At 60.5% G+C, this 25,116-nt stretch carries 21 protein-coding genes; 10 read left to right on the forward strand and 11 right to left on the reverse strand.

Features of this window, described 5'->3' with window-relative positions:
• Positions 1–255: 255 nt before the first annotated feature.
• The gene (locus IFT59_RS14365) at positions 256–3,258 is read right to left on the reverse strand and encodes a DEAD/DEAH box helicase (RefSeq protein ID WP_249407597.1); all 3,003 of its coding nucleotides are present in this window, start codon (positions 3,256–3,258) and stop codon (positions 256–258) included.
• Between the two features lie 493 nt (positions 3,259–3,751).
• Here IFT59_RS14365 and IFT59_RS14370 point away from each other — a divergent pair, with 493 nt between their 5' ends.
• From IFT59_RS14370 to IFT59_RS14380, 3 genes are all read left to right on the forward strand, one after another.
• The gene (locus IFT59_RS14370; RefSeq protein WP_174197663.1) at positions 3,752–4,156 is read left to right on the forward strand and encodes a gamma-glutamylcyclotransferase; all 405 of its coding nucleotides are present in this window, start codon (positions 3,752–3,754) and stop codon (positions 4,154–4,156) included.
• Positions 4,157–4,180: 24 nt separating this feature from the next.
• Positions 4,181–4,450: a hypothetical protein gene (locus IFT59_RS14375; RefSeq protein ID WP_062578086.1), complete on the forward strand. Its 270-nt coding sequence runs from the start codon at positions 4,181–4,183 to the stop codon at positions 4,448–4,450.
• A gap of 121 nt (positions 4,451–4,571) precedes the next feature.
• Positions 4,572–6,365, forward strand: a complete 1,794-nt coding sequence (locus tag IFT59_RS14380) for a YbhB/YbcL family Raf kinase inhibitor-like protein (RefSeq protein ID WP_192087304.1) — start codon at positions 4,572–4,574, stop codon at positions 6,363–6,365.
• Positions 6,366–6,439: 74 nt separating this feature from the next.
• On the opposite strand, the gene IFT59_RS14385 is transcribed toward IFT59_RS14380, so the two are convergent.
• Complete coding sequence (locus tag IFT59_RS14385) at positions 6,440–6,877, reverse strand: BLUF domain-containing protein (protein WP_062459555.1); 438 nt, start codon at positions 6,875–6,877, stop codon at positions 6,440–6,442.
• 13 nt (positions 6,878–6,890) lie between these two features.
• Positions 6,891–8,507 carry a putative bifunctional diguanylate cyclase/phosphodiesterase gene (locus IFT59_RS14390; RefSeq protein ID WP_192087305.1) on the reverse strand — a complete coding sequence of 539 codons (1,617 nt, stop codon included), beginning with the start codon at positions 8,505–8,507 and terminating at the stop codon, positions 6,891–6,893.
• A gap of 344 nt (positions 8,508–8,851) precedes the next feature.
• On the opposite strand from IFT59_RS14390, the gene IFT59_RS14395 reads away from it, so the two are divergent.
• Positions 8,852–10,669 carry a methyl-accepting chemotaxis protein gene (locus IFT59_RS14395; RefSeq protein ID WP_192087306.1) on the forward strand — a complete coding sequence of 606 codons (1,818 nt, stop codon included), beginning with the start codon at positions 8,852–8,854 and terminating at the stop codon, positions 10,667–10,669.
• A gap of 162 nt (positions 10,670–10,831) precedes the next feature.
• On the opposite strand, the gene IFT59_RS14400 is transcribed toward IFT59_RS14395, so the two are convergent.
• Positions 10,832–11,587 (reverse strand): GntR family transcriptional regulator, encoded by a 756-nt coding sequence (locus tag IFT59_RS14400; protein WP_062459564.1) that lies wholly within the window; start codon positions 11,585–11,587, stop codon positions 10,832–10,834.
• Positions 11,588–11,749: 162 nt separating this feature from the next.
• Between IFT59_RS14400 and IFT59_RS14405 the strand changes: the two genes are divergently transcribed.
• Genes IFT59_RS14405 through IFT59_RS14430 form a run of 6 tightly spaced genes read left to right on the forward strand, consistent with a single transcriptional unit; the run spans position 11,750 to position 19,325 of the window.
• Positions 11,750–13,015, forward strand: a complete 1,266-nt coding sequence (locus IFT59_RS14405) for a M20 family metallopeptidase (RefSeq protein WP_249407598.1) — start codon at positions 11,750–11,752, stop codon at positions 13,013–13,015.
• Between the two features lie 39 nt (positions 13,016–13,054).
• On the forward strand, positions 13,055–14,605 hold the full coding sequence (locus tag IFT59_RS14410) for an ABC transporter substrate-binding protein (protein WP_192087308.1): 1,551 nt from the start codon (positions 13,055–13,057) through the stop codon (positions 14,603–14,605).
• A 58-nt stretch (positions 14,606–14,663) separates the two neighbouring features.
• Complete coding sequence (locus tag IFT59_RS14415) at positions 14,664–15,611, forward strand: ABC transporter permease (RefSeq protein WP_192087507.1); 948 nt, start codon at positions 14,664–14,666, stop codon at positions 15,609–15,611.
• Positions 15,604–16,428 (forward strand): ABC transporter permease, encoded by an 825-nt coding sequence (locus IFT59_RS14420; protein WP_062459577.1) that lies wholly within the window; start codon positions 15,604–15,606, stop codon positions 16,426–16,428. The genes IFT59_RS14415 and IFT59_RS14420 overlap by 8 nt, the downstream gene beginning before the upstream one ends.
• A 10-nt stretch (positions 16,429–16,438) precedes the next feature.
• The gene (gene nikE / locus IFT59_RS14425) at positions 16,439–18,082 is read left to right on the forward strand and encodes a nickel ABC transporter ATP-binding protein NikE (RefSeq protein WP_192087309.1); all 1,644 of its coding nucleotides are present in this window, start codon (positions 16,439–16,441) and stop codon (positions 18,080–18,082) included.
• Positions 18,083–18,104: 22 nt separating this feature from the next.
• Positions 18,105–19,325 carry a M20 family metallopeptidase gene (locus tag IFT59_RS14430; RefSeq protein WP_192087310.1) on the forward strand — a complete coding sequence of 407 codons (1,221 nt, stop codon included), beginning with the start codon at positions 18,105–18,107 and terminating at the stop codon, positions 19,323–19,325.
• 166 nt (positions 19,326–19,491) lie between these two features.
• On the opposite strand, the gene IFT59_RS14435 is transcribed toward IFT59_RS14430, so the two are convergent.
• The 7 genes from IFT59_RS14435 to IFT59_RS14465 are packed head-to-tail and all read right to left on the reverse strand — an operon-like array spanning position 19,492 to position 25,101.
• Positions 19,492–20,445 (reverse strand): aliphatic sulfonate ABC transporter substrate-binding protein, encoded by a 954-nt coding sequence (locus IFT59_RS14435; protein WP_192087311.1) that lies wholly within the window; start codon positions 20,443–20,445, stop codon positions 19,492–19,494.
• Positions 20,446–20,478: 33 nt separating this feature from the next.
• Complete coding sequence (locus IFT59_RS14440; RefSeq protein WP_192087312.1) at positions 20,479–21,183, reverse strand: ABC transporter ATP-binding protein; 705 nt, start codon at positions 21,181–21,183, stop codon at positions 20,479–20,481.
• Entirely contained in the window at positions 21,180–21,974 is a 795-nt protein-coding gene (locus IFT59_RS14445) for an ABC transporter permease subunit (RefSeq protein WP_249407599.1), read from the reverse strand. The genes IFT59_RS14440 and IFT59_RS14445 overlap by 4 nt, the downstream gene beginning before the upstream one ends.
• A complete protein-coding gene (gene thiD / locus IFT59_RS14450) occupies positions 21,971–22,771 on the reverse strand; it encodes a bifunctional hydroxymethylpyrimidine kinase/phosphomethylpyrimidine kinase (RefSeq protein WP_192087314.1) in 801 nt (266 codons plus the stop codon). Before thiD ends, IFT59_RS14445 begins: the two co-directional genes overlap by 4 nt.
• Positions 22,768–23,427: a thiamine phosphate synthase gene (thiE, locus tag IFT59_RS14455; protein WP_192087315.1), complete on the reverse strand. Its 660-nt coding sequence runs from the start codon at positions 23,425–23,427 to the stop codon at positions 22,768–22,770. Before thiE ends, thiD begins: the two co-directional genes overlap by 4 nt.
• The gene (locus tag IFT59_RS14460) at positions 23,417–24,157 is read right to left on the reverse strand and encodes a hydroxyethylthiazole kinase (RefSeq protein WP_192087316.1); all 741 of its coding nucleotides are present in this window, start codon (positions 24,155–24,157) and stop codon (positions 23,417–23,419) included. Before IFT59_RS14460 ends, thiE begins: the two co-directional genes overlap by 11 nt.
• Complete coding sequence (locus IFT59_RS14465; protein ID WP_192087317.1) at positions 24,157–25,101, reverse strand: ABC transporter substrate-binding protein; 945 nt, start codon at positions 25,099–25,101, stop codon at positions 24,157–24,159. The genes IFT59_RS14460 and IFT59_RS14465 overlap by 1 nt, the downstream gene beginning before the upstream one ends.
• Positions 25,102–25,116: the final 15 nt, after the last annotated feature.

The raw sequence follows: 25,116 nt of genomic DNA on the forward strand, positions 1-25,116 counted from the left end.
CCGTCAATCAGCAACTAGAAAGGTACGTAATGTCCGACGGGATAAGGGACAAGTTTGGCAACACCGGTGAAAGCACGGCGTATGCGGACAACAAACGCGACGAGCACGTTGAGGCATCAGAGGCGCGATATGCGGGGACAGGAGGCGCTCCGCGAGACTGACAGATCGTCAGCCTCCGACGCGGGGTTCTGACAAAAATTCGCGGGCCCACAGTACGGGCCCGCGCTATCGTCGATCAAGTCAAACCGTAAAGCCTCAAGGCCTTCGCGCCGCCAGAATGAGTCGCTCGAAGAACTTCAGCTGCTCGTCGCAGGTCTGGGCGACCGTCTCAAATATCAGCCGGTCTTCCCGCCGGATTGCCGCAATCTTCTTCGTCAGGGCCGAAATCACCCTTGCCGGCATCTTGGCAATGGTCATCGCAATCGCCTTCGGTCCGGCTTCGAGTTTGGCGATACCGAGATGGCCTGCTGCAAGCTGCAGCCTGGTTGTGCGCAACAACAGCAGCGTCTCCTGCGGCAATTCGCCGAAGCGATCCTCGAACTCTTCTTCCAGATCATTCACGTCGCGCTGTGAGGATGCCCGCAGAAGTCTGGCATAGAGATTGAGCCTGACAGCCGGATCCGGCACGTAATCCGCCGGTATCGTGCCCGCGACGTCGAGATGCAGGATTGCGCGCTTTCTGGTGGCCGAAAGTCGTTTTCCCAGTTTCGCGACTGCACGCGCGAGGAGCTTCTGGTAAAGGCCAATACCGATGACCTTCATATGCCCAGCCTGATCCTCGCCGGCGATGTCGCCCCCGCCGCGCAAATCGAGATCGCGCAGACTGATCGCAAGCCCGGCGCCCAGGCGGTCGTTCTCTACGAGTGTCAAAAGCCGCAAGCGCGTTTCCTCGGGCAGTTCTGCACCTTCTTCCGTCAGAAGCGTGGTCATGCCCTGCGCGCCTCCACGGCCGACCCGTCCACGCAACTGGTGCAGCTGGGCCAAACCGAACCGCTCCGCATTCCAGATGAACATCGTATTGGCGCGCGGCACATCGAGGCCGTTTTCAATAATGTTGGTGGCGAGAAGGACATCGCCATCGCCGTCCGCGAAACCGACGATCGCTTCGTCGATCGTCGCCGCCGGCATCTTGCCGTGCGCGACCTTAACCGCGAGCTCGGGAACAATTTTGCGCAGGATCGCCTCGACGGCTTCGATATCCTCGATGCGCGGCACCACGACGAAGCTTTGTCCGCCCCGGCGGTATTCTCGCATCAATCCGGTGCGCATCGATGCGTTGTCGAATGCTGCAAGCGATGTGCGAACGGGTCGGCGCCGGGCGGGCGGAGTCGTCAGGAGGCTGACCTCCTGAACTCCGACCATTGCCGACTGCAAGGTCCGTGGGATAGGTGTTGCCGACATGGCGAGCGTGTGGAGGGTCGGCGCGAGCGCGCTCATGGCCCGTTTATCCTTGAGCCCGAACCGATGTTCCTCATCCACGATCAAAAGCCCGAGATGCGCAAAGCGCACGTCTTTTGCAAGGATCGCATGGGTCGCGACGATAACGTCGATTTCACCCTCGGCCAACGCCGCCTTGACCTGCTTCGCCTCGCTTGGCTTGACGAGCCGTGACAACATTCCGACAGAGATGCCTGTTCCTTCGAAGCGTCGCTTGAAGGTGGCGAAATGCTGACGTGTGAGAACAGTCGTTGGGGCGATGACGACCACCTGACCGCCCGCAAGTGCTACCGCTGCTGCGGCCCGCAGTGCGATCTCCGTCTTGCCGAAGCCGACATCGCCGCAGACAAGGCGGTTCATCGCATGCCCGGACGCGAGATCGGAAAGCGTGGCCTTGATGGCTTCGGCCTGATCTGGTGTCTCGGCGAAAGGGAACCGTCGGATGAAGGCTGAAAATTCGGCGCGGGGGGGAATGAACGTCTCGGCCGGCGAGGCCTGCCTGTGCTTTGCGATGGTCGAAAAATGACGCGCCGTCGATTTGATGTCCGCGACGATCTTCTCGTGCTTCTTTTGCCAGGCGTCGGTGTGAAGACGATCGAGCGAGACCGCCTCGGGTTCGGAACCGTAGCGCCACAGCTTTCCGAATTCTTCCATCGGAACAAGCACGGAAGCACCTTCGCGATATTCCAGACGGGCAGCGTCACGCGCGACACCTGCAACGGCGATGCTCTCCAGATCTTTTAAAATGCCAATGCCGTGATCTTCGTGGACGACGACGTCGCCGATCCGAAGATCTGGTTCGGCAAGAAAGGAATTGGCACTGGAAACATGTCGGTGTTCGTCGCCCGCGGCGATCACAGCAACATTTTGCGCGACGTCGAGGAACCCGTGATCGAGGGCGCAGGCGAGCTTCAAAAGCGCGCCGGATTTGGCGTCCATCACCTGCGTCCAGCTGTCGACGGACCGAGGCGATACGCCAGTTGCTTTCGCGACACGGCGGCAAAGCGCCTCTGATGCCTTGCCATGCCCGGAAATTACAACCTTCATTCCATCGCCCAGGCGTTCCTGTGCAAACTTGACCAGTGCCTTGCGCGGGTCCGCATCCGACGCCCCGGAAGGCAGGTCACCCCCTTGTTCGAGATCCAGTGCGCTGGTCTGCACGCCGGTAAAGCGCTGTTCCCACTCCTCGCTGTCAAGATAGAACGAGCAAGGAGAGGATGTTCCGGTCTTACCGAAATCCGTGCGGGACTGGCGGGCGTCGTCGATGATTTCCAGATTCCGTGCGACCCGGTCTGCTGCGCCCGGAGCCGCAGTCAGAGCGGCATTGCCGAGGATATCGAAAACCGTCACCATGTCCGGGTAAAGGCGGGAAAGCTGGCGCTCCATCGTCTCAGATTTTGAAGCAGGGGCTTCCGGAATGAGGTCTGCGAGTATGGCTTCGGATGCCGGACCGAAGCTCAACCGTTCAAGGTAGCTCTCGGTTCGCTGCGAGACGCGGTCAAACCCACGCAATTCGGTCACGTGATCGTCTTCCGACAGGACGATGCGCATTGGGCCCGGGGCGCCGGCGGGATAGATGTCGATCATCCCGTCGCGCACCGCCAGTTCGCCGGGATCGTCGGCAACGCCCTCTTCCACATAGCCTGATCGTCTGACGAAATTCAGGAATGCCTCGCGATCGAATGGCTCGCCGACCACCAGTTCGATCTGGCCATCGGCGATGACCCCCGCCGGCGGAATGCGCTGCAGCGTCGCGTCGATCGATGTCAGCAGCAGTCGCGGCGTGTCACTGGGCCTGGCCCATATCCGCAATGCGTCCATGCGTCGACCCATGCAGTGCCGCGAGGGCGGAACCCGATCATAGGGAAGGCAGTCCCAAGGCGGCAGAACAATGAATTGGACCGAGGGAAAGAGCGCTGCCATGGCATCCGCTGTTTTTTGCGCAGCATTTTCGCTCAATGCCACATAGCAGAGCGAACGACCGGAGCTCCGGAGCGATGCCTCAAGCCGGGTTGCCACCAAACCCGGCGGTAGTTTCAGATGCGGGGTCTGTTCCGATGCGGGGAGGGGAGAGGGGGCGTTTTCATTTCGGGACTCAACGATACTCACATGAACCTGCCATTCTCGCGTCAGCAATTTTATCAGGCTGCAAGAACTTAGTTTGTCGCGCCCTGTTCCCTTCGAACTTTGCGTTTTCTCTTCACGCGGTCAGGCCGCTATGGCGGTGAGACATCAGCGACCGGATGCCGCGTTGCCGTGCACGGAACAGGTCGATGATGAGCGGGTTATTCGACCTCACGGATAGGAGAACCATGTGAAAGTGTTCATTTACGGCACCCTGAAAAGAGGCTTTGCGCTTCATGATAAGGGGCTTGGGAATTCGGAATATATCGGGGATGTAGTGACGGTCGAGCCCTACCCCCTGTTGATAGCAGCACCATTCTACGGGCCGATGATGCTCGAACAACCGGGAATCGGTTTGCAGGTGACAGGGGAGTTGTTTGAAGTCCCTGAAGACGATCTGCCGGTTCTGGATAAGCTGGAAGACGTTGGTGAAGAGGGAAGTTTCCGGGCAATGCTCAAGGTTCAGGCATCGGGCGGCGGTCTCGTTCATGATGCCCTTGTCTTTCTGAAAGACGAGAACTGGCTCGACCCCATCCATTCCGGTTTCCTGTCCGCCTATAACGACCGCAGATTTATCCCGCCATGGGACCGGTAACGACAAGACAAGAGGGACGTCACGATGCGCTACGAGGCAAAGCCCGGCGATGTCAGCCTATTCGAAAATGAAAAAGCCGGCCACGAGCGCGCACCGGACCACCGCGGCTATTTCATCGCTCACAGAGATATCAAGGCCGGAGAAAAGATCGAAATGGTGCTGTGGGCCGGAAGGCCGAACAGTTCACGCTCATTTGGTGGCAGACTATCCGACGACCAGAAGGCGATCGCGTCGGCGGTTCCCGATCCGGTGGATCTGTTTGGCAACCCTTTGCCAAAGCCACCGAAAGCGTGACGCTACGTTCTCGTTCGATTTGACGTCTCAAACCACGGCTGCGCTCTCGCTCCGCGTCTCGGTGGAGGAACTATGGCTCCGGTTGCTGGTTACGGGGCGAGTCAACGAGAGAGATACAGTGATGAAATTTGGACTTCTTGGCGTCGCGTCGGTCGCGACCGCGGTATTCTTGAGCAGCGCAGCCTATGCACAGCAGGGCGATGGAACCGAAGTCCAGATCACGACCAACGTGTTCAAGCCGAACAAGATTCCGGCAACCGCGGAGCGGATCGCCACCTTGAAGGCGCCGGAAGGTTTCACCGTTGAGCCTTTCGCCCAGGGTCTCGGAAACAGCCGCATCATCGCCGTGTCCGATAAAGGCTATATCTATGTCAGCCGCCGCGAGGAAGGCGACGTGCTGCTGCTGAAGGACGAGAACGGCGACGGCAAGGCCGACGGCGCACCGGTGAAAGTGGCAGCGCGTGCGCAGGCCCACGGTCTGGCAATCAAGGATAACAGGCTGTATCTCGTCACGGTCAAAGAGGTGTTCGTCGCGGACATCAAGGACGACGGCACGCTCGGGCCACTCGAAATGATCATTGGCGATCTGCCGGATTCCGGACAGCATCCCAACCGCGTCATGGAGTTCGGTCCTGATGGCATGCTCTACATCAGCGTCGGCTCCACCTGCAACGCCTGCAACGAAAGCAATGCCGAAAACGCAACGGTGCTCCGGGCGACCCCTGATGGCAAGAGCCGCACCATCTTCGCGTCCGGCCTTCGCAACACGATCGGCTACGACTGGAACCGCGAGACCGGTGAACTTTGGGGGCTCGACCATGGCATCGATCTCCTCGGTGATGAGGTGCAGGCAGAAGAGCTCAACCTCATCGAACAGGGAAAGCAATATGGCTGGCCGCATGTTTACGGAGCAGGCGACATCTATCCGCAGTCGACACCGGTCGGCGGCGTGACCAAGGAGGAGTGGAAGGCGCAGAGCGATCCGATGAAACTCGGCTACACGGCACACGCAGCCCCCATGCAGATGAAATTCTACAGCGGAACGTCGTTTCCGGCCGAGTTCTCGGGCGATGCGTTTGCAACCATGCGCGGATCCTGGAATCGTAACCCGGCATCCGGATACGAGATTGTTCGCATTCACTTCGAAAACGGCAAGCCGAAATCCTTCGAACCTTTCGTCACCGGCTTCCTAAGCGATGGTGGCAAGACGCATTTCGCACGACCGGTCGGACTGGCCGTCGCCAAGGATGGCGCCTTGCTGATGGCCGACGATGCAAACGGTGTCATCTACAGGGTGGCTTACACCGACGACGCGCAAAAGGCACAAGCGCAGCCCGCTGCGCCCGTTGAACCTATGAAGGCGCAGGCCGCCAAAGGTATCGATGTGCCACTTGCCATGGATCGCCCGGAGACCAAGACGGAAGGCAGCGTATCCGTCTCGTCCTCGTCTTTCGACAACGACGAACTCATGCCGCAGCGTCATAGCGAATATGCCGAGAGTGTCTCACCGGCGATCAGCTGGAAGGCCGTCCCGAAGGCCGCGTCCTACGCGATCATCGTAGAGGATCCAGGCTCCTCACCAACCAAGCCGTTTGTTCACTGGCTGGCGTGGAATATCCCGGCAACGGTGACGTCCCTGCCGGAAGGGTTGCAGGAACAGCTCCGCCTCGTCGAACCGGAAGGCGTCCTTCAAGGCCGCAACACATCCGGCAGTCACGGCTATTTCGGACCAAAGCCGCCGGCCGGCGACCCGGCGCATCACTATCACTTCCAGGTTCTTGCGCTTGACGAGATGCTGGCTCTTCCCCCGACATCCGACCGGGATGCTCTTCTCGCCGCAGTGGCCGGTCATGTGATCGGCAAGGGTGAGATCGTGGGTCGCTACCAGCAGAAGGTCGATCCTGCGAAGAAGTAAGGCTTCGTCCGATCACGCCCCGATACAACGCTCAGCAGTAGACGATGTTTTTATAGGAGGAGGCCGTACTGGAATCAGGCGGCCTCTTCTTCGATTGCGAGGTCTCGCAACAGGGTATGGATCTGCTCGCCGCTCAGCCGGGACGGATCGAAACCGCTTGACGAGCCGACGTCAGCGAAGCGCTTTGCGTGGGCTTCGGATGTCCCGATAAAACCCATTGCCCAGTTCGGGAAATACCGATGGCTGATCGGGTCCACGGCCAGCAGCGAAACTTCGCCATGGCGTTCGTCCTGCTGGATGCGCTCGAATGCGGCTTCCACCCGCTCGAGCGGACCTTCCAGAACCTGGGCGAAGCAGCCCGCGTTGAACAGAAGCGCCCCGGTGATCTCGTCACGGAGATTGTTCACCCGACTTTTCGCCAGGATCTCGTCGACGTTTGAGCTAAACGCCGCACCATCGTCGCCGATCTGGTTGCGGCTGTAGTAGACCAGGCGATACAAGCTGTTATCCATTATCAGTTCCCCTCTATAAAATGTGTTGTGCCAGGAACGCCGGAATCTGATCCGTGCCCATGGGCCGTCCCGTCAGATAGCCCTGCACATGGGTGCAGCGTTCGCCACGAATGCGCGCCAACTGTTCCGCCGTCTCAACGCCTTCAGCCGTGATCGACATCCCGAGGCTCGTCCCGAGACTTGCGATTGATCGCAGGATCGCCTCGCTGTCTGCGTCTTCACAGGCGACAAACGAGCGATCGATCTTCAGTTTGTTGAATGGAAACTTCTGCAGGTAGCTCAAGGACGAATAGCCAGTGCCGAAATCGTCCATGGAGATTCTGACGCCAAGCGCGCGCATGGCATTCAGCGTCTGGATGACGTTATCCGTGTCATCGAGCAGGGCGCCCTCGGTAATTTCGATTTCCAAACGATGGGCTGGCAATCCCGAGTGCCTTAGCGCCGATGCGACCGTTTCCAGCAGTGTGTCCGCCTTGAACTGAAGCGGCGAGACGTTGACGGCGACAATCATATCATTCGGCCAGGACATGGCCTCCAGGCAGGCTGTACGCAAAACCCATTCGCCGATCTTGACGATCAGGCCGTTTTCCTCCGCAAGCGAGATAAAGGAAAGAGGCGGGATGTTGCCTTTGACGGGATGTTCCCAGCGGAGCAGGGCCTCGAAGCCATCCACCCGTTTGGTCGAGACATCGAGGAACGGCTGATAGTTCAGCTTGAACTGCTTCAGGGCCAGCGCGCGGCGGAGATCGATCTCCATTTCCCGACGTCCGAGGAGTAGAGCGTCCATCCCGCTTTCGAACATGCGGTAACGTCCGCGCCCGGCCTTCTTTGCCTCGTAGAGAGCAAGATCACTGTTGCGGAGCAGGTCGTCTGGCTGGAGCGCATCAGCGCCAAAGGCGACGCCGACGCTTGCGCCGATATTGATTGTATGACCGTTGAGAACATAGGTGCGGCCGACAAGGTTCACGATCCGCGAAGCGAGTTTCTCGGCCGCTGCAAGATCGTCGACATCATGCTGGAGGATCACGAACTCGTCCCCGCCAAGACGCGCAACGACATCGCTTTTGCGGCACGCGGCCTTGAGGCGGTCGGCCACCTTTTTCAAAAGAAGGTCGCCTGTTGCATGTCCCAGCGTGTCGTTGACCATCTTGAAGCGGTCAAGATCGAGGCAGTGGACGGCGATCGATGAAGATTTAGAACCGTTGCTCAAAGCGGACGACAGGTGCGACAGCAAGGCGTTCCGCTTGGCAAGGCCCGTCAGTTCGTCGACATCGGTCTTGATGGCGATGCCCTGGTTCTGCGATGCAGGTCGCAGGTCAACGAGATACTGCCCATCGTCGAAAGAGACGAACGCGGCATCGAAGCTCTCACCGCTATGGATGGACGTGACTGAAACCGGGGCGCAGCTGGTGTCGGGCAGGTCTGTGCCCAGGCCCGTAAAAAGCGCGTGGACGGTGCCCCCGGGAAATGCGCCGAATGAGACTTCGCTCGCCTTGTTGGCGTAGACGACGAGACCATCGGATCCGACAACCAAGACCGGGCGCGGCAACATCTCTAGTATTTTCTCGGTATTGAGAAGCTGAAACGGATGAGGTTCCAATGTGTGGAGGATAGACGTCACAGCGTTCATGGTCGGTTACCGTTCGGAGTTGACCGAGAGGTAAACCGCAAACGTTTCCAGGCAATGGATGCCGAGCCCCGGAACGTGACTGTTTGTCGAGAGAGGGTTATCGATTGCTAAAGATGGACTGATGGCGGCAGGAAGGGCACGCCGCGCAGGATGCTCGCCTCTACTTCCGGCAACCTGAACGTGAGGCTACCCAATCTAAATTAGATAATAGGAATATATTATTGATCAACGCTTAAATGTATTTTTACAAGGGCTTATTCTTGTTTTTTGCCAAGTCTTAATTACTAATTTAACAATTGTTTGCGATGAAGGTTGACCAATCACCTGTATTGCAAGGCTTCGTAATGTTCGATTTTTTCGGCGCAAACTCTAATCAAATTCTTTCGGCCTTAGACCTGTCCTTCGCGATCATCGAGTTCGATACCGAAGGACGCATATTGCGAGCCAATACAAACTTCTGCGATCTGATGGGATATAGCGAGCAGGAGATTATCGGTCAGCATCACCGGATTTTTGTCGACGGAGATTACGCTGCAACGCCTGAATACAAAGCCTTCTGGAGCAAGCTTAAGGGCGGCACGTTCGAGTGCAGCGAATTCAAGCGCATTGCGAAAAACGGCCAGGAAATCTGGATCCGCGGCAATTACAATCCGGTAAAGAATGCCGGCGGCAAGGTCTTGAAGATCATCAAGTTTGCCAACGACATCAGCGAAACAAAGATGAATGGGCTCGACAGCGCAGCCAAACTTTCAGCTGTTTCCCGCGCGCAGGCAACCATCGAATTCACGCCCCAGGGTGAAATCCTTACCGCCAACGACAACTTCCTGTCGGCGCTCGGATATTCCTTGAACGAGATCGTGGGTAAGCATCACCGGATCTTTATGGACCCGACCGAAGCGGCATCCCCGCAATACACGCAGTTGTGGGAGCGCCTTCGCGGCGGCGAATATGTTGCCGACGAGTTCCGCCGCATCAGCAAGGACGGCCGTAGCGTTTACATCCAGGCTTCCTACAACCCCGTTTTCGATCCCAGTGGCAAGGTCATCAAGGTCGCCAAGTTTGCCACCGATGTTACCGGCCGGGTCGAGAACGTCGAGCGCCTCGCGGAAGGCCTGACGCGTTTCGCCGATGGTGACCTTTCGCAGCAAATTGCAAAGCCGTTTATTCCATCACTGGAGCGCCTGCGGACCGACTTCAATGCCGCGTCGCAGAAGCTGAAGCAGGCCATGGTGATGGTTGCCGAAAACGCGAAGGCTATTTCGGCCGGTTCCAATGAGGTTCGCACATCGGCGGACGATCTCGCGAAGCGGACCGAACAGCAAGCCGCATCTGTCGAGCAGACCGCAGCAGCTCTGGAAGAGATCACCACGACCGTGAAGGATTCCAGCCGACGCGCCGAGGAAGCCGGCCAACTGGTTGCCCGCACGAAGGAACATGCCAACCATTCCGGTGACGTGGTGCGTGAAGCGATTGGTGCCATGGACCAGATCGAAGCGTCGTCGAAGGCAATCTCGAACATCATCGGCGTGATCGATGAAATCGCCTTCCAGACAAACCTGTTGGCGCTGAACGCCGGTGTTGAAGCGGCGCGCGCAGGCGAGGCCGGTAAAGGCTTTGCCGTCGTTGCGCAGGAAGTGCGTGAACTCGCGCAGCGCTCTGCAACAGCGGCCAAGGAAATCAAGACACTCATCACGGCCTCCAGCACGCATGTCGGAAACGGCGTCTCGCTGGTCACGAAGGCAGGCGCCGCCCTGCGCGAGATCGCGACCCATGTCGAAGGTATCAACGGCGACATCACCGCGATCGTCGAAACCTCACGCGAACAGTCCACCGCGCTGACCGAAATCAACCGTGCGATCAACACGGTCGATCAGGGCACACAGCAAAACGCCGCGATGGTCGAGCAGCAGACAGCTGCGAGCCATGAAATGGCAAGGGAAGCGGCCGCGCTGTTCCAGTTGCTCGAACAGTTCAATTTCGACAACGATCGGGCCCCGGCCCAGACATTGCAGAAGCGCAATCCGATCGCCCATCGCCCCGTCGCTTCAAGACCGGTCGCACAGCCCATTTCCGATCGCCCTGCAGCCGTCGCAATGCCGCGCAAGATTGCTAACGCCTCGTCTTCCGCTGCCCTGGCGGTTGCGGACTGGGAAGAATTCTGAGTTAACAATAGGCTCCAAGCCGTTGAAAATAAGCTGTTACCGCCGCGAGCCCGGATCACGCTCGCGGCGGTTTCGCCATCTCGTTTTGGTTTTCTAGACGTTGCGCTAATGTAGCAAAGCTCATCGCGTCAGGTGCTTCAGTGTTGAAGCTTGATCGCGCGCTTACTGTATCTCGTTGACGTAGCGGTGGTCCGCAGTCGTCGCCCGGTGCGCAGAGATGAGCACTGGCACGGCCATCTGGTCGTAGGCCACTTCGTCGATCGTCATGACTGCGGCTGGAAGCGTCAGGTTCAGCCAGCGTGCATCATCCTCCGATGCCAGGTCCGCGCCGATCTGTTCACGGATCGCCGAAATCCGGATCCCGTAGTTTTCGAGGAGATGCAGATAAAAGAGCGGCGGGATGTCCTCCTGCTTCTGCGGAAAGCCGGGGACGCGCTCGCGCGGCAGCGTCAATGTTTCGTGCATGATTGGCCGGTCGTCGATATAGCGGACGCGGTGGAAATGCACGATCGGCCGGCCCGTTTCAATCTGCAGCTTCGCCGCTGTTTCGTCCGAAGCCTCGCCGAATTCCAGCGACGTGACCTTGGTAACGGATTTGCTCAGCGAGCCGTCCAGCCCGTGAAGACGAAAATACTGGAAGAACAGGCGTAATCCGTGCTGCGGCTTGCGTCCGGTCACGACGGTCCCGGTCTTGCGGCGTCGGCTCAAAAGTCCGTCGTTGGTGAGATCCATCAGGGCGCGTCGAATCGTTCCGACAGCAACGCCATAGGTTTGCGCCAGGGCAATCTCGCTCGGCAGCACGGAGCCGGGTTCCAGGGCGCCGATCATGATCGCCTCGGTGATCTGTCGTTTCACGACCTCATAGAGAGGCAAGGACAGATCGCTCAGTCGGGCGGCATTTGCTGAATTATCAGGCAATGAATTGCCTCTTCTTTGGAGTTGACACGTGATGCCGATCTACGCTGTATTACTATATAGTTTATATTAATGAGCCGAGTTGTGAAGGCTGCCGGAATGCGGAGGACGACCGAGATGAGCCTACAGCAACCAGGCACCACTTCTGAGCCCCTGACGTCTGCCATGGCAGCGATTGACCGCGATGTCGAGATGGCCGTGCAGGATCTTGCACGGATGGTTGCGGTCGACACCACCTTTCCGCCGGGCGAAGGCTATGGCGCGTTTGCCGATCTGATGACCGAGTTGCTGATGCCGCTTGGCTTCGAATTCGAGCGCGTGACGGTGCCTCACGACCTCTGGCATGTCGAGGGCGGACCGGCTTCCGGCGAACGCATCAATCTCGTTGCAAGGCGCGAAACGGACAGGCCTGTCTGCGGTCTCTACTATCATGTCGATACGGTTCCGGTGGCTCCGGGCTGGAGCCGCGATCCGCTGAAGCTGACGGTCGAAGGCAATGACCTTTTCGGGCTTGGTGCTGCCGACATGAAGGGCACAATCGCTGCGACGCTTCTGGCGCTTCGGGCGGCACGCGAATGCGGCGTTTCTCTCGCTTACGATCCGATGCTGCTCCTGTGCACGGATGAAGAAGGCGGTCTCTATCCCGGCATCCGCTATCTCGCAGAGCAGGGCATGCTCAAGGGCCATATCCTCAATTTCAACGGAACGGCCGCACCACGCGTCTGGGCCGGCTGCTTCGGCATCTTCAACCTGCAGGTCACGATTACCGGCCATGCGGTCCATGCCGGCGAGGGCAATCGCACCGGCGCGGGTGTGAATGCCATCGAGGGCGCCTTGCCGGTTCTGAATGCGCTCGCAGCGCTGAAGCCTGACGTGGCCAAACGCGCATCCAAGCTCGCGCCGCCGCCGCATGCAACCGGGCCGCTGCGGCCACAGCTGACCATATCCGCGGTCAACGGCGGCACGGCGGGCGGGCAGGTTCCGGCGGAGGTGAAGATCCTCGTCAGCCGTCGATATGCCCCGGAAGAAAGCTATGAGGACGCACGCGCCGAGATCGAAGCGACGATCCGAAATTGCATCGAAGGCACAGAGCTCGGGCTCAAAGTCGATCTTGTCGGTCATCTGATCCCGACCGACGATCCCGATGGCCCGCACTGGCCGCGCTGGCAACAGGCGCTTTCGCTCGGCTTCGGATACGAGCCGAACGATTTTCAGAAATGGGGCGCCGCCAGCTGTTCGGACTTCGGCTATGTCCAGAAGGCCGGCTTTGGCCCTGAAGTATTGCTCGGTGGCCTCGGCCGCCCGGAAAGCTGCATCCACAGCCCGGAAGAGCACACGACCCGACAGGACATCATCGCACTCGCAAAAAGCATTCTCGCCTATCTCGCGGCGGATTTCGCTGCAGAGGCCATCCCCGAACATCGCAGTTAATTCCACCAAGCAGCACCGAATCATAAAGGGAACAAAAACATGCTGGAAATGAAACGCCGCTTCTTCCTGGCCGGCACCGCCGCCATTCTCGCAACGCCGTCGATGGGCTTTGCCCAGGCCGCAGCACCTGCCAAGGGCGGTACGCTGAAGATTTCCGTCGACCAGGCCGTCAGCGTCATTCACCCGCTTCTGACCCGCGTCAACCCGGAATACCTGGTGACCGAGCTGCTCTACAGCAACCTCACCCGTCTCAAGGTCGACATGTCGGTCGAGCCGGATCTGGCCGAAAGCTGGACACCGAACGAGGCGCTGACCGAATGGACGTTCGAGCTGCGCACCGGCGTTACCTTCCATGATGGCTCGCCGTTCACGGCCAAGGACGTCGTCGCAACCTTCAAGGCAATCCTTGATCCAGCGACAGCATCCCCCGGCCGCAACAATGTTGGCCCGATCGCCGATATCGTCGCCGTCGACGACGCAACCGTCATGTTCAAGCTGACCGGCGCCTATGCCGACCTTCCCGTCTCCATGGCCTATACAAGCGCCCGCATCATTCCGGCATCGATCGCCACCGGCGACCTCAAGAGTCTGTCGACCAAGGCCGTCGGTACGGGTCCGTTCAAGCTGGTCTCCTATGAGCCCGATCGCCTGATCGTCGTCGAGCGCAACGAGAAATATTACGACCCGGCTCGTCCCTATCTCGACCGCGTCGAAGTGCAGGTCTTCCCGGACATTTCCGCTGAAGGTTCCGCGATGATGTCTGGCGATGTCGACATCGTCTCCACCATCCAGCCGACCGAATATCTGCGCCTCGACGGCAGCGATGGCGTCGATGTGCTGCGCACGCCGTCCGGCCAGTTCTGCAACATCAATTTCGGTTGCGATACGGCGCCGTTCAATGATCCTCGCGTTCGCCGCGCCATCGCACTGACTGTCGACCGGGAAGCAATGGTCGGTTTCGTCACCGAAGGTTTCGGAACGCAGGGTAACGACACGCCGCTCAACGGCTCCTACCAGTTTTTCAAGGGCGTGAAGCAGCGCGAGCAGAACATCGAGGAAGCCAAGAAGCTGCTTGCCGAGGCCGGGTTCCCGAACGGTTTCGAAGCCACCCTTGTCGCCTCCGACCGCCCCGCGGTCCGCACGCAGCTTGCCGTTGCACTGAAGGAAATGGCCAAGGAAGTCGGCATCACCATCAACGTGCAGACGATGCCGCATGCGACCTACCTCGAGCAGGTCTGGAAAAAGGGTTCGTTCTACGTCGGCTTCTACAACATGCAGCCCACCCCTGACGGCATCTTCAAGCTGCTCTACACGTCGGATGCCTCCTGGAACGAGACGCGCTGGAACAACAAGGCCTTCGATGCCCTAGTCAACGAAGCGCGCGGAACGATCGACACCGACAAGCGGACCGAGCTCTACACAAAGGCACAGGAGATCATGAACGAGGAAGTTCCCTCGATCATCCCGTCCTTCTTCGACGTCCTCTCGGCCAAGCGCAGCTGGGTTTCCGGTTACGAGGCGCATCCGCGCGCATCCGTGTTCCGTCTCGACTATGTCTCGCTGACATCTGACGCACCGAAGCGCGGCTGATCTCGAAACCTGCCGGACGCCGCCGGGCGTCCGGCTCTCTTGTCAGAGGAACACGACCCTGTCCCCGAATTACATAGCCAAGCGGCTGGTGATGATCGTCTACACGCTGTTCGTCGTGTCGCTGATCGTCTTTGCCATAACCCAGGTCCTGCCGGCCGATGCGGCCGTCATGATGTTGGGCGAAAACGCGACCCAGGAAGCTCTTGATGCGCTGCGCGCAACCATGGGCCTGAATGCGCCGATCTGGCAGCAGTATCTAACCTGGCTGTGGCACGTGGTTCAGGGTGATCTCGGAACCTCGCTACGCACCGGCCAGCCGGTCGGCCCGGTCATGTTCGAAGCGCTCGGTCGCTCGCTGCTTCTGGCCTTCCTGTCGATCGGCCTGATGCTGGTTCTCGCAATCCCGCTCGGCATTATCGCCGCCATCCGCCGCGGCAAGGTCGCCGACATGGTGGTGAGCCTGATCTCCTATGCGGGCGTCGCACTTCCGGAATTCGTGACGGCAACTGTCGCCGTGCTGCTCTTCGCGGACTGGCTGAAGTGGCTGCCGCCGACCGGTTACGTGCCGCTGACCGAGGACTTTTCCCGCGGGATCGTCCATCTCGTCCTGCCCGTCTGCGTCATCTCGATCATCCTAATTGCCCATGTTTCGCGCATGGTTCGGTCCGAACTGGTGGACGTGCTGCATACCGACTATATCCGCGCCGCCCGGCTGAAGGGCATTTCCCGTGGACAGGTTCTGCGCCGCCATGCGCTGCGCAACGCGCTTCTTCCCACCATCACCATTGTCGCGCTCGATGTCGGTTATCTTCTGGGCGGCGTCATCGTCGTGGAAGAGATCTTTGCCATTCCGGGCATCGGACGCCAGCTGATCGTCGCCATCCAGGCCCGCGACTTGCCGGCGATCCAGGCCGGCGTACTGATCATGGCTGCCACCTATTCGATCGTCAATTTCATCGCCGACATCCTCTATGCCTGGCTCGACAAGAGGATCCAGTATGATTGATTTCACGAAACGTCTGTTGAAGACGCCGCAGGGCGCGATCGGAATTTTCCTCGTCGTGTTCGTGCTGCTAGTCGTCGTCTTCGGTCCTCTGGTCGCGCCGCACGATCCGGAAAAGCTGTCGCCTCTTGCCCGCTATAAAGGTCCGAGCCTCACCTATTGGCTCGGCACCGATCAGTATGGTCGCGACATTTTCAGCAGGCTTCTGATCGGAGCGCGGGCAACCGTCGTCATGGCCGTTCTTGCCACCATCGTCGGTACCCTGATCGGGGCGCTGATCGGAACCGCATCCGCCTTCCTCGGCGGTCGTGCGGACGAGTTGATCATGCGCACCATCGATGCGGTCATGTCGATACCGAGCCTGCTGTTTGCCCTTCTGGTGGTCAACCTTCTCGGCTCCAGCACCGTCAATGCGCTGGTCGCCGTCGCCATCGCTTTTGCGCCGGGCATGGCCCGCATCACCCGCAGCGTTGCGCTGTCGGTGCGAAAGCAGGACTACGTCAACGCGGCCGTCGCACGGGGCGAAAGTGCCGGCTACATCATCCGCCGCGAAATGCTGCCGAACGTGATTGCACCGATCATCGTCGAGATGACCATTCGCGTGTCCTTCGCGGTAATGCTGTTTGCGACCTTGAGCTTCCTCGGTCTCGGCGCCCAGCCGCCGGCTGCCGAATGGGGCCTGATGGTATCGGAAGCGCGGCGTTACATGCATCTTTCGGCCGGCATCCTGATCTGGCCGAGCGTGGCGATTGCCATCGTCGCCGTCGGTTTCAACCTCCTGGGCGACGGTCTCCGCGATGCCCTCAATCCGCGGGCCTGAGGTGAAAATCATGACCAATACCGAACACACTTCGGCCGCTACCTCAGTTCTCACAATCGAGAACTATTCGCTCGATTACGAAACCGCCAACGGCCCGTTTCACGCGCTGAAGAATATCGATCTTGCTATCCACCGCGGCGAGATCCTTGGCCTGGTCGGAGAGTCCGGATCCGGCAAGACCTCGCTCGCATGGTCGATCATGCGCTACCTGCCCAAGAACGCCCGCGAGCCCGGCGGACGCATCTTGCTCGGCTCCGACAATCTGCTGGAGAAGGCGGAGCGCGAAATGGAAACGTTTCGCGGACGCCGTATCAGCATGGTGTTCCAGGATCCGAGCACATCGCTCAATCCGACCCTCTCGCTCGGCAAACAGCTGGCCGAAGTCCTCGTTCGCCACCGCGGCCTGTCCTGGCAGCAGGCGTGGACGGAAGGAGAGGCGCGGCTTGCGCATGTCGGCCTGAAGACGCCGGCACAGATGATGCATCGCATGCCACATGAGGCATCGGGCGGCGAAAAGCAGCGTGTCGTCATCGCCTCGGCGTTTGCCTGCAATCCCGAATGCATCATCTTCGACGAGCCCACCACGGCACTCGACGTGATCACCTCGCGCCAGATCCTCGATCTCTTCGTCGAACTGCAGGCCGAAACAGGCGTCGCCTCGCTTTACATCTCCCACGACCTTGCGCTGGTCGCCCGCACCGCTGGCCGCGTCGCCGTCATCAAGCGCGGCGAGATCGTCGAGCAGGGCACCACCCGCGAGATCTTCACCAATCCGCAACAGGACTATACCCGCGAGCTGATCAACGCGGTGCCCGATCCTTCCCGCCGGCTGATGAACGATGATGTAGCTCCGACGGACAAGCCGCTCGTTGAGGTCGAGAATGTCAGCGTCCATTTCGGTCGCAAGCCGTTTCTTTCGGCCCTGACCGGCCGGAAGACCGAGCGCGTGACCGGCAACAATGCGATCAGCCTCAGCATCAGTCCTGGAGAAATCCTCGGCATTGTCGGTGAATCAGGCTCGGGCAAATCGACGCTCGCCAAGGCGATGACCGGTCTCAACCGGTTTGAGGGCAAGATCCGGTTCGAAGGACGCGAGATCCGCAAGCTCGGCGATATGGACAATGCCTATCGCAAGGACGTGCAGATCATCTTCCAGCACCCGGATGCCTCGCTCAATCCGCGTCAGAAGATTTTCGAGATCCTCTCTCGTCCGCTAAAACTGTTCGGCGATGCCAGCGACCTTGAGCGACAGGTCGGCGACATGCTGGAGCAGGTGCGCCTGCCGCGCACCCACGCAAACCGATATCCGCATCAGCTCTCGGGCGGTGAGAAACAGCGCGTGGCGATTGCCCGTGCCTTTGCCTCCAAACCGAAGCTGGTCATCTGCGACGAGATCACGTCTGCGCTCGACGTTTCGGTGCAGGCTTCGGTCGTCGAGCTTCTGCTGGAACTGCAGAAGGCCAGCGGTACCGCATATCTGTTCATCACCCACGATCTCAACCTGATCCGCCAGATCGCTCACCGGATCGCCGTCATGTATCGCGGCGACCTGATCGAGGTGGTGAAGGCGTCCGAGATCGATAGTCCCGACCGGGCGGAATACACCCGCCGCCTGATCGAGGCGGTGCCGCGCGCCGCCGCTCAGTACCAGTAATACCGCATCAAGGAGCATGACAATGGACCCGAAGTCCCTCGTGGATCGGATCGACGAAAAGGCCTGCCTCGATTTTCTGTCGAAGATGGTCCAGCACAAGAGCCATTCGGAAACCGAGGGCGAGAAGGTTCTGGCGCGCTGGATGGCGGCTGAGCTTGCAAAGATCGGCGTCGAAGCCGAGCTGCAGCCCTTCGACGATGGCCGGCGGTTCAACACGATCGGTCGTCTGAAAGGCCAAGGCGGCGGCAAGAGCCTGCTGTTCAACGGCCATCTCGATACCAACCCAGTCACCGAAGGCTGGACCGTCGACCCCTATGCGGGTCTTGTCGACGACAAGTTCATCTACGGTATCGGCGTTTCCAACATGAAGGCCGGCGATGCCGCCTATTTCTGCGCGGTAAAGACGCTGCTCGAGGCCGGCGTCAAGCTCAAGGGCGACGTGATCCTGACCTTCGTCGTCGGCGAATTGCAGGGCGGCGTAGGGACACTTGCGGCGATCAAAAGCGGCGTGAAGGCCGACTATTTCATCAACAGCGAACCGAGCGACCTGGTTGCCGTCACCATGCATGCGGCAGCGCTGAGCTATGTCATCGAACTGACCGGCGACACACGGCACCTGTCGAAGCGCGAGGAATCCGTCGATGCGATCGCGGCCGCCTGCGATATCATCCCGCGCATCAACGCGATGACCTTCAGCGGTGCCAGAAGCGATGTGCACCGCTCGATCAACCGCGGCCATGTCGGTGTCGTCCATGGCGCGCTCGGCCGCGACCTCGAGGAATGGCGTCCGCCGCAGGTGGCCGACTTCGTTCGCCTCAAAGGATCGTGCCGTTATGCGCCGGGCCAGACGCAGGAAGGTGTTCTCGCCGATCTGGCCAATGAGTTGCGGGCGCTCGAAGGCCGGTTCCCGGGCCTGAAGGCGAAGCTCGTTCCAGAAATGATCGAGGGCCGTCCACTAATGCCGCCCTTCGAGGTTTCGCCGGATAGCCGCATCGTGACCTCGATCAATGCGGCCTATGAGGCCGTGCGCGGTGAGAAGCAGCCGACCGGCGCGATCACGCCGACTCGTTTTTATGGCACCGATGCCGGCCATCTCTATCATGAGCTTGGCATGGAGGGCATCGTCTGCGGCCCGGGTGGTCGCTACAACACCATGCCGGACGAGCGCGTCGACATCGTCGATTTCCTCGACATGATCCGCGTCTACATGCTGACCATCCTCGATATCTGCGAAGTGGCCTGAAACCTGGTCTCCCGGGTGAAACGATCGCAATATCGCCTTCTCCCGGGAGGCCATCTTCCCATCTGATACGGACTTTCGATGCATGGCTTCATCGCGCACGGGGCAGCAACGATTTTGCCGGCAATCGACCCCGAGCGACGCAGGGGCCGGGCGAGCCCGTCGAGACTTACTTCAGCTCAACGACGCCGTCAGCAATGTCGGGCACTGCCGGAATGATTCCGCTTTTGGCGTACCACTCAGCGACGGCGTTGATCTGCTTTACGGCCGATTGCGAAACGGCTGTCGTCGGCACCGCATTGTTTTCGCCGATCTTCGCCCCGAGTTCTGCCGGTACAATCATTTCCTTCGCCCAGATCGCCCCGGCCTCCGGCTTGTTGGCAACTGCCCAGGCGTTTTCCGCTTTGATGACATCGAAGACGAGCTGCAGCTGATCGGCCTTGTCCTTGGCGAATTCGCGGCTCGCGACAAGAACGACAGCGTTGTCGGACCTGATGGCGGCGCCATCGGCGATGACCGTGCCGTCATAGGCCTTTTCCGCGATGGTCAGGAACGGATCCCAGGTCGCCCAGGCGTCGACATGGCCCTGGCTGAAGCTTGGGCCACTGTCGCTGGGGCTGAGATAGACGCGTTCCACGCTTGCAGGATCGATGCCGTTCGTCTCCAGTCCGCGCATCAGCAGATATTCCCCTGTGCCCCCGCGGTTGACCGCCACCTTCTTGCCCGCGAGGTCCCTGATGGTGGCGATGCCGGAACCCTTCGTCGCCACGATGCCCTCAGAGCCTGGCGCCATCTTCTGATAGGCAAAGATTACCAGCGGGATTTTTGCGGAAAGGGCTGCAATCGCCGATGTCGAGCTGCCGGCCGTGATATCGATGCTGCCGGCGTTGAGCGCTTCGAAAGCGGGTGCCGCCGCCGGGAAGGGGCCGGCCCACTCGACCTTGATGCCCTTTTCGGACAGCGCCTTTTCCAGCGTGCCCCGCGACTTGGCGAGCGTGATGTCGTTGGGTCCCCGCAACCAGCCGATCCGCACCACCGGATCGGCTGCCTGCACAGAGGGGGCGAACACGGCTGCGGCAGCGACGAGGGTGACAGCGGCAAGGAGAATACGCTTGGTGATCATGGCTTAGTCCGATCTGCTATTTGGGTACGGAAGTCAGTCTTGCGTGGGAAGGACGCCGAGCTCCTCCAGAAGCGCCGCTTCGATACGGCCTGTTCTGGGGTCGTCGCGGCGGCGGGGGCGGTCGATATCGACCTTGATTTCGAGCACGAAACGTCCCTGGTCGAGCACCAGGATACGGTCGGCAAGGGCGACGGCTTCCCAGACATCATGGGTGACGAGCAGCACGGCCGGGAAATGCTTGCGCCACAACGCGAGGACGAGCTCATGCATTCGCAACCGGGTCAGCGCGTCGAGGGAGGCAAACGGTTCGTCCAGCAGCAGCAGTTGAGGTTCGCGGACCAGCGCCCGCGCAAGCGCCGATCGCTGCGCCTCGCCGCCCGAGAGCGTCAGCGGCCAGGCATCGAGCCGGTGCGACAGGCCGACTTCCTCCAGTGCCTGGGTCGCCAGCGCTCGCGCATCCGGGTGGAGCAGACCGAGCGCGACGTTGTCGATGACGCTTTTCCACGGCAGCAGGCGCGGTTCCTGGAAAACCACTGAACGGCGGGTGGTCAGCTGAAGCTTTTCGGCTGGAGAGGTATCGAGCCCTGCCAGAATGCGCAGCAGCGTGGTTTTTCCGGAACCACTGCGGCCGAGCAGGGCGACGAATTCGCCGGGCGCGATGGCGAGGTCGATGCCGTCGAGAACGGCCGCGCCGCCAAACGAGCGGGTGAGTTGCCTGATGTCGACGAGGGGGATCAACCGAACACCACCGGACGCCAGCGCAGCGCATAAGCCTCGATCATGCGTACGAGACCATCGGTCAGCAGGCCTAAGATGGCGTAGACTAGAAGGCAGACGACGATGACATCTGTCTGCATAAAGTCGCGGGCATAGGAAATCGTGTATCCGATACCACTGGAGGCATTGATCTGTTCGCCGACGACGAGGCTGAGCCAGGCGACGCTGAGGCCGTATCGGACGCCCACGAGCAGCGAGGGCAGGGCGCCAGGAATGACGATATGGCGAATGATGCTTGTCGTGCCGAGGTCCATCATCTGCCCCGCCTCGATCAGCTTCCTGTCAATGCCGCGAATGCCGCCATAAAGGGTGAGATAGATCGGAAAGATGGCGCCGAAGGCGACGAGCCCGATCTTCGGCATCTCGCCGATCCCGAACCAGAGAATGAATAGTGGCAGAAGACCCAGGAACGGCATGGCCTTCAGCATCTGGATCGGCGGGTCTATCACCGCTTCTCCGAACCGAGACAGGCCGGAGATCAGAGCCAGAACAATCCCGGCGACGAGCGCGATCGAAAAGCCTGCAAGCACCCGCAGGAACGATACGATCAGCCCGTTGATCAGTTCACCGGACGCGATGAGGCGGCTGGCTGTCGCGACGATGTCGCCCGGTCCGGCCAGAATGCGCGGCGACAGCAGTCCCGTCATGCTGGCGATCTGCCAAATGACAAGGAGGGCAACCGGCGAGGCAAGCCGCGACGCGAACTGCGCCAGGCGTCCGGCCCTTGCAGGACCCTCGATAGCTCGGCTCATGCTGGCCACCATTTGTGGAAGTGGTGGACCGGGCCATGCCCGCCGCCGATCGAGAGGTTTCTTCCGGCAATGAGAGCGTCCTGAAGATAGGTCTTCGCAGCTCCAACGGACTCGTGCAGCGACAGGCCGCGGGCGAGGCCGGCGGTGATCGCCGCCGCAAGCGTGCAGCCTGTGCCATGGTCGTTTTTCGTATCGACACGGGGAGAAGAAAACTCCGTCACGCCCGACTGATCGAACAGGAGATCGATGCTGTCGCGGCCGCACCCGTGACCGCCCTTCATCAGCACGGCACGGGCTCCGGCGTTGAGGATGATCTCCGCCTGACGGGTCATGTCGGACCGGGTTTCGGCGACCGGCATGCCGGTCAGCAGTGCAGCTTCCGGCAGGTTCGGCGTCACGATCGTCGCTTTCGGCACGAGGCTGGCGATGAGGGCGGAGATCGCATCTTCGCGCAGCAGCCGATCGCCCGAGGTCGCGACCATGACGGGATCGAGGACGACGGGACCGCTAAAGTGTGTCAGCCCCCCGGCAACCGCGTGGATTGTTTCGCAGCGGGACACCATGCCGATCTTGATCGCATGGACCTCAATATCGGCGAGCACGGCGCGCATCTGCTCTCGGATCATCGTCGCCGAGATGTCTTCGACGGCGCTCACGCCCCGCGTGTTCTGGGCGGTCACGGCGGTGATGACGCTGGTCGCGAACACACCGTGTGCGGAAAATGTCTTGATATCGGCCTGAATGCCGGCACCTCCGCCACTGTCGGAGCCGGCGATTGTCATGGCAACGGATGTCATCGCTTCACCTCGCTCAGGGCATCATCGACCCTGCCCCGAAAACTGCGGCAGGCGTCTGCAGGATCCGGTGCGCGAAAAATCGCCGAGATAACCGCGACACCGTCGGCACCCGCTCCGATCACGCTTTGCACTTGTTCGAGCCCGATGCCCGCGATCGCGCCGACGGGGAGGGCCGGATCAAGTTGTCGCAACCGTTCGCGCAGATCCCGCAAGCCTTCGAGGCCAACCGGTGGATCGGGGTTCTGTTTCGACAGGGTCTCGAACACCCCGCCGATACAGGCATAGCTGGCCTGAGCTCGTCCGGCGCGTTCCGCATCTGCACGTGTTTTGACGGTGAGGCCGATGATGGCGTCGGGGCCAAGCAGTTGGCGTGCGATCGCGGCATCCATGTCATCAGCGCCCAGATGCACGCCGTCGGCGCCTGAAGCGAGCGCCACATCGACACGATCGTTGATCACAAGCGGCACGCCGGTGCCATCAAGGGCCGCCTTGATGCTTTTGGCCATGGCGATCATCTGCCGGGTGGAGCCGTTCTTGTCGCGGTACTGGATCAGCGTCGCGCCATTTCGGGCGGCGATCGCGGCGAGGTCCACGAGATCGCCGATATCGGAAAGACCCGCATCGACGATCGGGTTCAGTCGGAAATCAAATCTCATGGTCGATCCTTCCGTGCAGACTGAGCTCTTCGGCCGTGAGCGATGACAGCGCATCCAGGAAGGCAACGGCGAAACTACCGGGGCCGCGCGCGTGCCCGGCGGCCTGTTCGGCGGCGACGCCGGTCGTCGCTAGTGCCGCAGCCGCCGCAGCCATGGCTTCCGGTTCGACGGCCAGATACGCTGCGATGATGCCACCTGACAGGCAACCGGTCCCGGTAACATCCGCCATCCATCGGTGGCCGTTACGAACAGTGCCGGTTCGCGCGCCATCCGTCAGGCGATCGTGAGCGCCGGTCTCGATTTTCAGTGTTTCGCCAATGTCTCCGAACAGCGCCATCTCCGCGCTGTTGCCACGCAGTACTGTTGGGCGGCGGGCGATCAATGTCTTTGCAAACTCCAGCCGCACGGGGGAATAGTCGCTATGAACGGGATCGAGGACCCAGGGTTTTCCATGATCGTTTGCAACCTCGACAGCCAGTTCGATCACCTTGCGACGGTCAGCATCCAGCGTGCCGAGATTGACGACGAGGACATCAGCCTTGGAGACGAAACCGACGATTTCGTCCGGGGAGGAGGTCATCGAGGGGATGGCGCCGATTGCAGTGATGCCGTCAGCAACGAATTTCTGCACCACGGTGTTCATCAGGCAATGGACGCGCGGGCGCCGGGCCCTCACACGTGCCAGGAGATCGCCGGCCTGTTGCGGCGTCGGGGAATTGTTCATTGTCATCACCGGATTTCGATCGCCACGTCATCGACCGGCGGGGCCTGCGGAATAAGGCCGCTCGCGGCCATGAACTCACCGAAGCGCTGGTAGCGACCCCGATCCAGCGCTGCAGGCCGTTTGGCGAAACGCGGCAGCGTGTCGGTGAACGCCTGACGATTGAGCGGGTCGTCGAGGTTGGGATAGGCCTTGATGAACAGTTTCCAGGCATCATCGGGGTGATTGGTCAGGAAAATTGCAGCCTTCTCGACGGCTTCGAGAAAGCGGGGCAGGCGAGGATCTGTCGCCAGCCCGTCGCGTGTGACGATGATCAGCTCGTCGTAAACGGGGACGCCGTGTTCTTCCGGAAAGAATGAACGGCCCTCGTGCCCTTCGATCCGCATCTGCGTCAGTTCGAAGTTTCTGAAGCCGCCAAGCGTGGCATCGACCTTGCCGCCGATCAGCGACGGCGAGAGGGCGAAATTGACGTTGATCAGTTCGACCTCGGTAAGCCCAATGCCTTCGCCCTCGAGCATGCGCTTCAGCATCGCGTCTTCGAAACCCGTGACGGAAAAGCCGACCTTCTTGCCGCGCAGGTCCTTGAGGCTCTTGATCGGGCCATCGGCGAGAACCGTCACCGTATTCAAGGGCGTTTCGACGAGGGTACCGATTCGCTTGAGCGGCAGGCCGGCTGCACGATCGAGATACAGGTTCGGTTGGTAGTGGATGCCGATATCGGCCTGGCCGGCGGCAACGAGGCGAGGCACCGTCGACGGGTCGGCGGGAGGCACCAGCTCGACATCGAGGCCGGCGGCTTTGAAATAGCCGTTTTCGGCGGCAATCACGAGCGGCGCATGGTCCGGGTTCACAAACCATTCAAGCATGACGGTGAGCTTTTCTGCGGCATGCGTTGCGGATGCATTCATGCTGGCGGATATGGCAATGGCAAAGGCCAGAAGCATGCGTTTCATGGGTGGTCGTCTCTC

This window comes from Rhizobium sp. CFBP 8752, from assembly GCF_014842035.1.
In the GTDB taxonomy this organism is placed as follows: domain Bacteria; phylum Pseudomonadota; class Alphaproteobacteria; order Rhizobiales; family Rhizobiaceae; genus Neorhizobium; species Neorhizobium soli.